This window comes from Belnapia rosea, from assembly GCF_900101615.1.
Lineage (GTDB): Bacteria > Pseudomonadota > Alphaproteobacteria > Acetobacterales > Acetobacteraceae > Belnapia > Belnapia rosea.
The window spans coordinates 1-11,076 of the sequence record NZ_FMZX01000053.1 but is presented as its reverse complement, the minus strand read 5'-3'; the positions used below and the strand labels follow the sequence as shown (position 1 = coordinate 11,076).

The following is an 11,076-nucleotide window of genomic DNA, read 5'->3' as shown; positions in this document are numbered from 1 at the left end:
GACACCGCGCCCTTCACCGTGATCGGCCGGCCGACCGCCGAGGGCGCCGAGGTCTGGGCGGTGGGCCCGGATGGCGGCATCGCCATGCAGGCGAGCGCCACGCTCGGCTGAACCGCGCCTGGCGGGGAGGGGTGCGGCCCCTTCCGGCCGGGGCGGGGATCAGCCTTCCAGCAGCACCCGCCCGGGCAGGCCCCCGCGCGCGACGAGGCCCAGCGCCTCGGCCGCCGCGGCAAGCGGCAGGCGCCGATGGATGCGCGGCCGCAGCCGCCCTTCCAGGAACAGCGCGAAGATCGCCGCCTGCGCCGCCGCCACGCGGGCCGGCTCGCGGTCGCGGTGGTCGGCCCAGTTCAGGCCGAGCACGCCGACATTCTTGACCAGCAGGTAGTTGCTGCGGATCTGCGGGATCTCCCCCGCGGCGAAGCCGACCACCACCAGCCGCCCGCAGGGGGCGAGGCAGCGCAGCGCGGCGGCGGTGAGGGCATCGCCCAGCGGGTCGATCACCACATCCACCCCGCGCCCGCCGGTCGCCGCCGCCACCTGCTCGCGCAATTCCGCCCCCTGGTCGAGCCGCAGCGCGGCATCGGCGCCATCGGCCAGGGCGGCGGCGGCCGCCGCCTCGCTGCGGATGCCGGCCAGCACCCGCGCGGCGCCGAGCGGGCGGGCCAGTTGCAGCGCCGCCGCGCCCACCGCGCCCGAGGCGCCGAGCACCAGCACGTTTTCCCCCGCCGCGAGGCCGCCGCGCGCGGCCAGCGCGAAATGCGCGGTCTGGTAGTTGAGCCCGAGGGCGGCCGCATCCGCCGCGCCGATCCCCTGGGGCACCGGCAGGCAGGCGGCGGCGGGCAGCGCCACGCGCTCGGCGAAGGCGCCGTATTCGACATGCGCGATCACCCGCGCCCCGCGCGCCGGGGCCGCCGCGCCGCGCGCATCCAGCACCCGCCCGACGATGGTCTTGCCGGGGATGAAGGGCAGCGGCGGGCGCGTCTGGTAGCGCCCGCTCACCACCAGCGCGTCGGGGTAGTTCACCTCGGCCGCCTCGAAGCCCAGCAGCACCTCGCCCTCGGCCGGCACCGGCTCGGGCAGCTCGCGCAAGACGATCACCTCGGGGCCGGCGTAGTCGGTCAGCAGCGCCGCCTTCATGGCGCGAGCACCGCGGCGTTGTCGGCGCCGAGCGCCGGGGCGGGGCGGATGCCCGGCGGGCAGCGCAGCGCCGGGGCGAGCGGCACCGGCAGCGCCGGCATCTGCTGCCCCTCGGCATTGGCGAGGCGGTGGCCGAACAGCCCGCGCGCGGCGAAATGCGGGTCGTTCATGGCTTCCTCCACGGTGGCGACGATGCTGCAGCAGCAGTCGCGCCCGGCGATCGCGGCGCGCCAGGCATCGGCGTCGCGCGCCGCCACCAGTGCGGCCACCCGCGCCGCGGTGCCGGCGGGGTCGCGCGCATCGTCGCGGCATTGCGGCTCCAGCCCGATGATGTCGCAGAACACGGCCCAGAAGCGGTCCTCGATCGGCGCGGCGGCGAGCACCCGGCCATCGGCGGTCGGATAGAGCCGGTAGCGCGGCGTGCCGCCGGTCACCAGCCCGTCGCCATTGCCGGGCCAGCGCCCGGTGGCGAAGCCCTGCCCCATCGCCCAGTAGAGGAAGGGAAACAGGTTGTCGGTCATGGCGATGTCGAGCCGCTGGCCCCGTCCGGTCGCCTGGCGGGCGTGCAGCGCCATCAGGATGTTCATCACCGCCGGATAGGCGCCGCCGGCGATGTCGGCGATCAGCGCCGGCGGCACCACCGGCCGCGCGGCGTCGCCGAAGCCCAGCGAGAGCAGCCCGGCATCGCCGATGTAGTTGAGGTCGTGCCCCGCCGCGTCGCGCTTCGGCCCGCTCTGCCCGTAGCCGGTGATCGAGCACCAGATCAGCCGCGGGTTGCGCGCCATCACCTGCCCGGGGCCGAGGCCGAGGCGCTCCATCACGCCGGGGCGGAACTGCTCGACCAGGATGTCGGCGCGCTCGATCAGCGGATCGAGCCGCGCGCGCTGCGCGGGGTCCTTGAGGTCGAGCGCGACGCTGCGCTTGCCGCGGTTGAGCAGGGCGAAATTGGCCGAATCCGCCCCCCAGGCCGGCTGGTAGCCGCGCATCTCGTCGCCCGTGCCGGGGCGTTCGACCTTGACCACCTCGGCCCCCGCCTCGGCCAGGATCAGCGTCGCCAGCGGCCCCGGCAGCAGGGTCGCGAAATCGAGCACCAGCAGCCCGGCGAGCGGCCCGGCGGCGGCGCTCATTCGGCGATCCCGTGCGCGCCGTCGATGGTCAGCGTCGTGCCGGTCATGAAGTCCATGCCTCCCTCGAACAGCGTGCCGACCAGCCGGCCGACCTCCTCGGCGCGGCCGTAGCGCCGCAGCGGAATGCGCGTCATCAGCCGCTCGTGCAACTCCTGCCCGGCCAGGGCCTCGCGGTTGAGGTCGGTCTCGATGTAGCCGGGGGCGACGCACAGGGCGCGGATGCCCTCGGGCGCCCATTCCACCGCGAGGCAGCGGGTGATCGCCCCGACCGCCGCCTTGGCGGCGCAATAGGCGAGCGCGCCCGGCACGCCGAGCCGGGCGTAGAAGGAGCCGATATTGACGATCAGCCCGCCCCCGGCGGCAATGAGATGGGGGCGGATCTCGCGGCAGCCGACCATCACCGCGGTGGCGTCGAGGCGCATCACCGCCTCGAACTCCGCGGTGGTCAGCCGGGCGCTGCGGCGGTGATGGACGGCGCCGGCATTGTTGACCAGGCCGACCACCGGCCCTTCCTCGGCGGCGCGGGCGAAGGCGGCGCGCAGCGCCTCCTCCTCGGTCACGTCGCAGGCGATGCCGAAGCCCGAGGCGCAGACGCCGCTGCGCGACAGCCCGACGACGCGGAAGCCGCGCCCGGCGAGGTCGGCGGCGATGGCGGCGCCGATGCCGCGGCTCGCCCCGGTGACGACGACGGCGCCGCGCGTCGGCGCGCTCATGTGCGGCGCACCAGCGGGCACTCGCTCTCGGCGAGCGGGCGATAGGCCTCCTCGCCGGGGATCGTGCCGGCCACCTCGAGCAGGTCCCATTCGCCGCGGCTGTCCTGCGGGCGCTTGGCGCGCAGCAGGTACATGTCGCGGATGACGCGCCCATCCTCGCGGATGCGGCCGTTGCGGGTCATGAAGTCGTTGATGGGCGTGGCGCGCATGCGCGCCATCACCGGCTCGGCGGCATCGGTGCCGGCGTCGCGGATGGCGTTGAGGTAGTGCGTCACCGCGCCCCAGACGCTCGCCTGCATCATGGTCGGCGGGCGGCCGTGGATGGCCTCGAAGCGGCGGGCGAAGGCGCGCGTCTCGTCATTCTGGTCCCAGTAATAGGCCTCGGTGAAGACCAGCCCCTGCGCCGTCTGCAGCCCCATCGCCCGGACGTTGGTCAGCAGGCAGAGCAGCGCCGCCGGCTGGATGCCGCGCCGCGCCAGCCCGAACTCGCCCATCTGCTTGACGATGTTGACGAGGTCGAGCCCCGCCGCCGCGATGCCCACCACATTCGCCTCCGAGGCGGCGGCGCGCAGCAGGTGGGAGGAATAGTCCGTCTCCCCCAGCGGGGCGCGCACCGCGCCCGTCACCTCCCCGCCCAGGCGGCGGACGAGCTCGGCGGCGTTCTGCTCGAGCGAATGGCCGAAGGCGTAGTCGGAGGTGATGAAGAACCACTTCCGCCCGCCGCCGCGCACCAGCGGCGTCACCGTGCCCTTGGCCAGGGCGTAGTTGTCGTAGGTCCATTGCACGCCGAGCGGCGCGCAGGCCCTGCCGGTCAGATCGGTGGTGCCGGGCGCGGTGGCGATCGCGATGCGCCGCTTCTCCTGGGCCAGCGGCTGGACCGCCAGCGCGACGGCGGAATTGCCGATGCCGAAGATGGCGTCCACCTTCTCCTGGTCGTACCAGCGCCGGGCGATGCCGAGCCCGACATCGGCCCGGTTCTGCAGGTCGCCATGGATCAGCTCGATCGGCGCGCCGAGCACGCGGCCGCCGAAATCCTCGATCGCCATGCGCGCCGAGACGACATCGCCCATGCCCTGCTGGTCGGCGAAGACGCCGGACATGTCGTCCAGCACGCCGAGCTTCACCACGCCGTCCGACACCGCGCCCTGCGCCCGCAGCGCCGGCGCGCCCAGCGCCGCCAGCCCGCCGGCCGCCAGCGCCGCGCGCCTTGTGACATGCCTCATGGTCATGGTCGCTCCCTCCTTCGTTCCGCCGTCGCGCGGCGGTTCATGCTTCGCCCGCGCCGGCGCGGCGCACCGGCTCGGGCCGCAGCGTGCCGGCCCTGGCCATCGCCGCCAGTTCCCGCTTCAGCACCTTGCCGCTCGCGGTCAGGGGAAAGGCGTCGAGCCGCAGGAACCATTCCGGCATGTCATAGCGCGACAGCCCCTCGGCGGCGAGATGCGCGAGCAGCGCCTCGGCCCCGATCTCGCCGATGACGGCGAGGCAGACGCGCTCGCCCAGCCGCTCGTCGGGCACCGGGAAGGCGGCGGCGCGCGCCACCGCCGGGTGGCGCAGCGCCAACGCCTCGATGCGCGCGGGATGGATGTTGTGCCCGCCGCGGATGATGAGGTCCTTGCTGCGCCCGACCACGCGCAGGTTGCCGCGCGCGTCGATCATGCCGAGATCGCCCGAGAGGAACCAGCCCTCGCGGTTGAAGCTCGCCTCGGTCGCCGCCTGGTTGCCGAAATAGCCGAGCATCAGCGCCGCCCCGCGGCCGCCGATCTCGCCGATCTCGCCAGGTGCCGCGGGGCGGTCCGGATCGGCCGGGTCGAACAGGCCGATCGTGTAGGCGCGGCCGCCGCGCCCGCAGGTCTCGACGATCACCTCGGTCGGGTCGTCGGGGTGGGTGTAGTGGTGCGAGGAGTTCTCGGTCATGCCATAGACGTTCTGCGGCCGCACGCCGAGCCGCACGAAGGCCTCGGCCACCGCCGGCGGGATCGGCGCCCCGGCCATGTAGAAGCAGCGCACCGCGCCGAGCGCATCGAGGCCGCGTTCGCCCGCCGCCGCCAGCACGTCCATCGCATGGGTCGGCACGCCGAGCACATAGGTCGCGCGGTTGCCGAGGATCCAGTCGAGCCGCCCGGTGCCCGCCGGCGGGTCGTCGGTGACCAGCAGCGCGCCGGCGACCAGCCATTGCGCCACCGCCACCCAGGCGATGTGGTGCGACAGCGGCGACAGGGTGAGGATGACGCTGTCCGGCCCATGCCCCCAGTCCCGCACCAGGTCGCGGGCATTGGCGAGCAGCGTGTTGTCCGAATGCATGACGCATTTCGGCGTGCCGGTGGTGCCGGAGGTGAAGGCGAGATAGGCGACCTTGTCGGGGTCGGCCACCGCCGGGCCCGGCGCAGCGCCGGGGCCGGGGAAGCCGGCGGGCGTCAGCACCGCGGCCAGCCCGGGCAGGGCGCCGAAGCGCGCCGCCGGGTCGGCCAGCCGGTCGGCGCCCCAGCCCGGCTCGCTCAGCAGGGCGCGGGCGGAGAGCGCGGCGAGCAGCGGCGGGATCTCATCGGCCGTGTAGGTGCGGTGCAGCGAGGGGTTGCAGGCGATGCCCTGCCGCGCGCAGGCGAGGAACAGCACCAGCGTCTCCAGCCGGTTGCCGGCCCAGATCGCCACCCGTTCCCCCGCGCCGATGCGGAGCGCCCCGTCCAGATGCGCCGCCACCCCGTCCACCCAGTCGCGCAGCGCGCGCCAGCCCAGGGTGCGCGTGCCGTCGCGCGCCGCGGGGGCCTCGGGCCGCGCCTCGGCATGGGCGGCGAGCAGGCCGTAGAGCGTCTCCCGCCGCCACAGCCCGGCCTCGTAATGCGCCCGCGCGGCGGCCGGATGATGCAGGGTGAGGAAGGGCCGCATCGGCTACAGCGCCCCTTCCGCCTTCAGCGCCGCGACCCGCGCCGCGTCGAGCCCGAGCCATTCCCCGAGCACCGCCGCGGTGTCGGCGCCAAGGCGCGGCGGCGGCAGCCGCGGCCGGTTCGCCGCGCCGTCGAGCAGGATGCCGGTGCCGACCTGCGGCATCGCCGTGCCCTGCGCCTCGACCTGGTAGAACAGGCCGCGCGCGATCAGCGCCGGGTCGGCCACCACCTGGTCCACCCGGTTGATCGGCCCCGCCGGCACCCGCGCGGCGGCGAAGGCGGCAAGCCATTCGGCGCGCGGACGGCCGCGCAGGATATCCTGGATGTCGGCGACGATCGCGGCGCGATGGGCGCGGCGCAGCGCGTTGCTGCCATGGCTCGGATCCCGCCCGCGCTCCGGCCGGCCCACCGCCTCCCAGAAGCGGCGCCAGACGCCGTCATTGCCGAGGCCGAGGGTGATCGGCTCGTCCGCCGTCTCGAAGGCCTGGTAGATGGCGATGACGCTGTCCCGCCCGCCCGAGCGGCGCGGCACCTCCCCCGACCCCAGAAAGGGGACGATGCGGCAGGTGAGGAAGCGGGTCATGCTGTCGGTCAGCGCGATGTCGATGCTGCGCCCGCGCCCGGTGTGCGCGCGCGCGAACAGCGCCGCCATCGCCGCCATGGCGGCGTCCTGGCCGGCCAGCATGTCGGCCGTCGGCGCGCCCACCTTCTGCGGCTCGCTCTCGGGCGTGCCGGTCAGGTCCATGACGCCGGAATAGCCCTCGGCGATCAGGTCGTAGCCGGCATGGTCGGCGCGTTCCCCGGTCAGGCCGAAGCCGGTGATCGAGACATGGATCAGCTCCGGCCGCGCCGCGCGCAGCTGCTCGGGCGCAAGGCCGAGCTTGGCGAGGCTGCGCGCCGGCTGGTTGACCAGCAGCACGTCGGCCTGCCCGATCAGGCCGCGCAGCACCTCCGCCCCGGCGGCGGAGGTGATGTCGAGGGTGACGCTGCGCTTGTTGCGGTTGACGGCGACGAACCACAGCGATTCGCCGTCGAGGAAGGGCGGGCCCCAGGCGCGCGCGTCGTCGCCGGCGCCGGGCCGCTCCACCTTCACCACCTCGGCGCCGAGGTCGCCGAGCAGCATCCCCGCATAAGGCCCGGCGATCGAGGTGGTGAGGTCGAGCACCCGCACCCCGTCGAGCAGGTCGAAGGCGCCCGCCCCGGCGGCGAGCAGCGGCAGCGCGGCGCCGGGCGGGGCGTCGTGTCCGGGGGTGGCGGCCTCGTCGGCCTGGTCCATGGGCGATCCTCCTCATGCCGCGATGCCGCGACGGCCGGCGCCGCGCCGACGGGCCGCACCGGGCGCCCGGGGTTGCATCCGACGTGCCAGCGCCCCGGCCCGGCGGAGGCCCACCATCGCGCCGCCGCCCCAGCCCTTGGCGCGGACAGTCGCGCCGGCCTAGTGTCCATGGCAAGGACACTCATGGGGGGAAGAAACGCCATGCCGCGAACGCAGCCGGTCGCGTCGCCAGGATGCGGCGCCGCCATCGTCGAGCATGGCGGACGGATCGCCGCCCACGGCCTCGCGCGCTCGCGCGAGGTGGCGGCCTGCCTCGCCGACCCGGAATGGATGGCGGCGCTGCGGGGGCGCCGGCTCGCCACCCTGGCCACTCCGCGCGGCCGCTTCCTGGTGCTGCTGATGCCGCTGGACGAGGCCGACCTGGTCGTGTTCAGCGAAGCGCCGGGCGATGCGGTGCTGGAGTTCGTCGCCGCGGTGGATTTCGCCTGGGACATCATCGAGCACGTCGTCACCGACGCCTTCGACGCCATGACGGTGGTCGATGACCGGGCGCGGGTCGCCTACATCTCGCCCGTGCATGAGGCCTTCTTCGGCCTCGACCGCGGCGGCGGCATCGGCCGCCCGGTGCGCGAGGTGATCGAGAACACCCGGCTCGACCGGGTGCTCGCCACCGGCAAGCCGGAAATCGGCGAGATCCAGCGCATGCGCGGGGCCGAGCGGGTGGTCTCGCGCATCCCCATCGCGCGCGAGGGCCGCGTGGTCGGCGCCATCGGACGGGTGATGTTCAAGGGGCCGCAGCAGGTCGAGGCGCTGGCCCGCCACGTCAATGCGCTGCAGCGCGAGGTGGATTTCTATCGCCGCGAGGCGGCGGCGCTGCGCGGCGACGCGGTCGGCAGCCTCGACGACATCGTCGGCGAGAGCGCGGCGATCCTCCGGCTCAAGCGCGACATCGCCAAGCTCGCCCCGCTCGACGTGCCGGTGCTGATCCATGGCGAGAGCGGCACCGGCAAGGAGCTGGTCGCGCGCGCCCTGCACGCGCTGAGCCCGCGCCGCGCCGCGGCGCTGGTGGCGGTCAACGGCGCCGCGCTGCCGGCCAGCCTGGTCGAGAGCGAACTGTTCGGCTACGCGCCCGGCGCCTTCACCGGGGCCGACCGCAAGGGGCGCAAGGGCCGCTTCGAGCAGGCCGCCGGCGGCACCATCCTGCTCGACGAGATCGGCGAGATGCCGCCCGAGACCCAGGCCAAGCTGCTGCGCGTGCTACAGGAAAGGACGGTCGAGCGGGTCGGCGGCGAGGCGCCGCTGCCGGTGGATTTCCGCCTGGTCTCGGCCACCCATTGCGACCTCAAGCGCATGGTGGCCGAGGGGCGCTTCCGGCTTGACCTGTTCTACCGCATCAGCCCGGTGGTGATCGAGGTGCCGGGCCTCGCCGAGCGGCGCGAGGACATCCCGCTGCTCGCCCGCCACTTCCTGCATGAACTGGCGCAGCGCCACCGGCGGCCTGAGCCCGAGCTCGACCCGGCGGCGGAGTCGCTGCTGCGCCAGGCCGACTGGCCCGGCAATGTGCGTGAGCTGCGCCACGTGGTCGAGCGCGCGCTGATCTTCGCCGAGGGCGAGCGGCTGACCCCCGCCGCCTTCCCCGATGTCACCGCCGGCCCGGCGCGCCCGGCGCCGGCCGCGGAACCGCGGGGCGCGCGCCTGGCGGACAGCATGGCCGCGCTCGAAGGCGCGAAGATCCGCGAGGCGATGCTGCGCAACCGCGGCAACAAGAAGCGTGTCGCGGCGGAGCTCGGCATCTCGCGGACCTATCTCTACAAGCGGCTCGCCGAGATCGATGCGTGAGGCCGGGCGGCGGCCAGATCGATGGCGGCGGTGTTGGGCCACGCCAGCCGCAGTGGAGCCGCGCGGTCATGCCGCAAGGAACTGCTGCCGGAGGCGGGCAGGAAGGGTCGAACCCGGCGCCCTCCTGTACCGCACCCGGTTTTCTGGACAATGGGTCGCTTTATCCGGCGTGACTGAAGGTTTCCTCATTCCAGGCGGCACGCGTGGCGTCTGGGCTGTCTTGGCGGTTCTTCTCGATCAGCCACTCCGCGTCGTAGCGGGCGACGAAGGCGTGGCTCGGCGCCATGACTCTGAACCTGGTCTGCTTCGCGAAGGCGTCCGACATGAAGTTGCTGCCGTGGGCACGGCGGAGCGCGAAGCCGCGGGCGGCGCCGGAACCGAGCCGGCCGAACCACTGGCGCGCCGCTATGCCGACTGCCGGGACGGCCTCGTAGCGGGTGCCGCGCTTGGCCACATGCCAGCCGAGCAGTTCGGCGTCCGGTGCTCAGCGACACCGAACAGCCAGACCTTGCCGTCGGCGACCATGGCGGTCTGGCTCGCGGCGGTCGCCCATAATGCGACCAGCGCCGTGGTGACGATGCAGCGCTCATGCGTGGCAGTATCGCTCCATCGCCGGTCCAGGGTGAACGCGGGAGGTCGGCGCGCATGGCCGCACCGCGTCCGACCGGGCGGGCCTCGGGCTGCGGCAACCGTGCGGTCGGCCGCTGGCAGGGGGCGGCGTAGAGCGAGGAACGTGCCGCCTCCCAGACCCGGCAGAACAGCGCGAGGCCGTAGCGCCGGCCGGTCGCTGGCGAGTTGCTTCGCCCATCACCGCGACCGCCCGCGGCGCAGAGGGCCGCGGTGCTCGATCCTGGCGTGCAGCAGCTCGACCGTCGTGCTCAGCTCGCCGATGCGCTGCACGGCGGCGGCGGGTTGGCCGTCGGCCGGATCAGCCTCGCCGCGCAGCAGCCGCAGCAGGACCTCCCGCTTGCGACCAACGCCCGGACGCGGGCCAAAGACGAGCGGGTCTGACCGCGGTGCGCCCTGCCGCGGCGGGGCAACCTGGCCTGTGGATAGCGCGGACGTCCTGCGCCCGCCCTCGCCATGCAAGCCCTGCAGCCGCCTCATCGTGTTCAATCTGGTTCATGACGGACTTCATCATGCCGGTCTCTGGGCGGAAAGAGGGCTGTCCAAGGAAACCGGGTTCAGCTCTCTATCAGGCGTGGCCATGTCCGCCGCTATGTCATGAGCGAGTGTACGGCCTTTCTGCAGCCTTCGACCCAGCGCCTCAACGAATGCGTCGTAGCACTCCTTACCTTTCACTCTTACAGCAGCGGGCACTGTGTCGGGCAGCGGAGGTGCTGCAGTGAGCCAGTGCTTCACGAACAGCGCGAGGGCTTCGTTGCCGATAGTGACGTGGCGTTCCAGCCGTTCGTTGGCGCGCGACAGGCGATCAAGTCGACGTGCCAGGGCCGCCTCGAGCCGCTCGGCGCCGTCCGGCGACAGGTAGCTCTCGAGCGCGACCTCGACAACGACGGCTTGGCTGACGCGTTTCCGTGCCCATAGTCGGCGAGGCGGCGCATCAGATTGGGCGGAGTCGGAAGGTCGCCTTCGTACGCATGGCAGGTCAGAGGGCAATGCTGTCGTCGGGATCGAGCGCCGCTTGGCGGGCGACCCGGCGTGCCCGCGCAGCGAGGGCACGCGTGTGCGCGGCATCGTCGTCCTGCTCGTCCTCCGTGAAGACGAACTCCTTTTCGGGCGGCGGCCCTCACTCCGGTGCGATCTGCTCGTGCTCGGGCAGGGTCGGCTCCCGACGGATACCGCCGTCCGGCATTGCCAACTTGGCCTCCGCTTCCCGGAATGAAATGGCTGGGCCATGCTGGTGAGATGACGCCAGAGCCCGCGAGCTACCCTGGTTACCGCTTCCCGGCTGGGATCATTAGCCATGCCGCGTGGCTCTGCCACGTCTTCGGCCTGAGCCTGCGCGACGTGGAGTTGATCCTCGCTGAACGCGGCATAGCGGTTACCCACGGGAGCATCAGGCAGTGGTGCCGCAAGTTCGGTGCCGACTTTGCCCGCAAGTGATCGGCCCCCATTGAGTGGTCCGCTGTGAATGTTAGTTT

Annotated in this window: 11 protein-coding genes; 3 read left to right on the top strand and 8 right to left on the bottom strand. The window is 73.6% G+C overall.

Annotated features, from left to right (window positions below):
- Positions 1-159: 159 nt before the first annotated feature.
- The 6 genes from BLR02_RS27120 to BLR02_RS27095 are packed head-to-tail and all read right to left on the bottom strand — an operon-like array spanning position 160 to position 7,135.
- On the bottom strand, positions 160-1,137 hold the full coding sequence (locus BLR02_RS27120; RefSeq protein ID WP_090665356.1) for a zinc-binding dehydrogenase: 978 nt from the start codon (positions 1,135-1,137) through the stop codon (positions 160-162).
- Positions 1,134-2,264 carry a CaiB/BaiF CoA transferase family protein gene (locus BLR02_RS27115; protein WP_090665355.1) on the bottom strand — a complete coding sequence of 377 codons (1,131 nt, stop codon included), beginning with the start codon at positions 2,262-2,264 and terminating at the stop codon, positions 1,134-1,136. Before BLR02_RS27115 ends, BLR02_RS27120 begins: the two co-directional genes overlap by 4 nt.
- Positions 2,261-2,977, bottom strand: a complete 717-nt coding sequence (locus BLR02_RS27110; RefSeq protein WP_090665358.1) for an SDR family NAD(P)-dependent oxidoreductase — start codon at positions 2,975-2,977, stop codon at positions 2,261-2,263. Before BLR02_RS27110 ends, BLR02_RS27115 begins: the two co-directional genes overlap by 4 nt.
- Positions 2,974-4,206 carry an ABC transporter substrate-binding protein gene (locus BLR02_RS27105; RefSeq protein WP_245704989.1) on the bottom strand — a complete coding sequence of 411 codons (1,233 nt, stop codon included), beginning with the start codon at positions 4,204-4,206 and terminating at the stop codon, positions 2,974-2,976. Before BLR02_RS27105 ends, BLR02_RS27110 begins: the two co-directional genes overlap by 4 nt.
- Positions 4,207-4,243: 37 nt before the next feature.
- Positions 4,244-5,860, bottom strand: a complete 1,617-nt coding sequence (locus BLR02_RS27100; RefSeq protein ID WP_090571658.1) for a class I adenylate-forming enzyme family protein — start codon at positions 5,858-5,860, stop codon at positions 4,244-4,246.
- 3 nt (positions 5,861-5,863) lie between these two features.
- Positions 5,864-7,135 (bottom strand): CaiB/BaiF CoA transferase family protein, encoded by a 1,272-nt coding sequence (locus BLR02_RS27095; protein ID WP_090571655.1) that lies wholly within the window; start codon positions 7,133-7,135, stop codon positions 5,864-5,866.
- A 201-nt stretch (positions 7,136-7,336) separates the two neighbouring features.
- Between BLR02_RS27095 and BLR02_RS27090 the strand changes: the two genes are divergently transcribed.
- The gene (locus tag BLR02_RS27090; RefSeq protein WP_218128093.1) at positions 7,337-8,974 is read left to right on the top strand and encodes a sigma-54 interaction domain-containing protein; all 1,638 of its coding nucleotides are present in this window, start codon (positions 7,337-7,339) and stop codon (positions 8,972-8,974) included.
- A 160-nt stretch (positions 8,975-9,134) separates the two neighbouring features.
- On the opposite strand, the gene BLR02_RS27085 is transcribed toward BLR02_RS27090, so the two are convergent.
- Positions 9,135-9,428 (bottom strand): hypothetical protein, encoded by a 294-nt coding sequence (locus tag BLR02_RS27085; protein ID WP_090665354.1) that lies wholly within the window; start codon positions 9,426-9,428, stop codon positions 9,135-9,137.
- A 401-nt stretch (positions 9,429-9,829) separates the two neighbouring features.
- Here BLR02_RS27085 and BLR02_RS29885 point away from each other — a divergent pair, with 401 nt between their 5' ends.
- Positions 9,830-9,985: a hypothetical protein gene (locus BLR02_RS29885; RefSeq protein ID WP_176849865.1), complete on the top strand. Its 156-nt coding sequence runs from the start codon at positions 9,830-9,832 to the stop codon at positions 9,983-9,985.
- A gap of 126 nt (positions 9,986-10,111) precedes the next feature.
- Here the strand turns inward: BLR02_RS29885 and BLR02_RS30710 are convergent, their stop codons facing one another.
- A complete protein-coding gene (locus tag BLR02_RS30710) occupies positions 10,112-10,669 on the bottom strand; it encodes a hypothetical protein (RefSeq protein ID WP_245704988.1) in 558 nt (185 codons plus the stop codon).
- 171 nt (positions 10,670-10,840) lie between these two features.
- Between BLR02_RS30710 and BLR02_RS29880 the strand changes: the two genes are divergently transcribed.
- Positions 10,841-11,038, top strand: coding sequence for a hypothetical protein (locus BLR02_RS29880; RefSeq protein WP_090665351.1), 198 nt, complete (start codon positions 10,841-10,843; stop codon positions 11,036-11,038).
- The last annotated feature ends 38 nt before the right edge of the window (positions 11,039-11,076 follow it).

Coding starts and splice junctions, on each gene's coding strand:
- BLR02_RS27120 (WP_090665356.1), bottom strand. CDS start 1,137: ATGAAGGCGGCGCTGCTGACCGACTACGCCGGCCCCGAGGTGATCGTC.
- BLR02_RS27090 (WP_218128093.1), top strand. CDS start 7,337: ATGCCGCGAACGCAGCCGGTCGCGTCGCCAGGATGCGGCGCCGCCATC.
- BLR02_RS27105 (WP_245704989.1), bottom strand. CDS start 4,206: ATGACCATGAGGCATGTCACAAGGCGCGCGGCGCTGGCGGCCGGCGGG.
- BLR02_RS27100 (WP_090571658.1), bottom strand. CDS start 5,860: ATGCGGCCCTTCCTCACCCTGCATCATCCGGCCGCCGCGCGGGCGCAT.
- BLR02_RS27110 (WP_090665358.1), bottom strand. CDS start 2,977: ATGAGCGCGCCGACGCGCGGCGCCGTCGTCGTCACCGGGGCGAGCCGC.
- BLR02_RS30710 (WP_245704988.1), bottom strand. CDS start 10,669: ATGCCGCGCACACGCGTGCCCTCGCTGCGCGGGCACGCCGGGTCGCCC.
- BLR02_RS27095 (WP_090571655.1), bottom strand. CDS start 7,135: ATGGACCAGGCCGACGAGGCCGCCACCCCCGGACACGACGCCCCGCCC.
- BLR02_RS27115 (WP_090665355.1), bottom strand. CDS start 2,264: ATGAGCGCCGCCGCCGGGCCGCTCGCCGGGCTGCTGGTGCTCGATTTC.
- BLR02_RS29880 (WP_090665351.1), top strand. CDS start 10,841: ATGACGCCAGAGCCCGCGAGCTACCCTGGTTACCGCTTCCCGGCTGGG.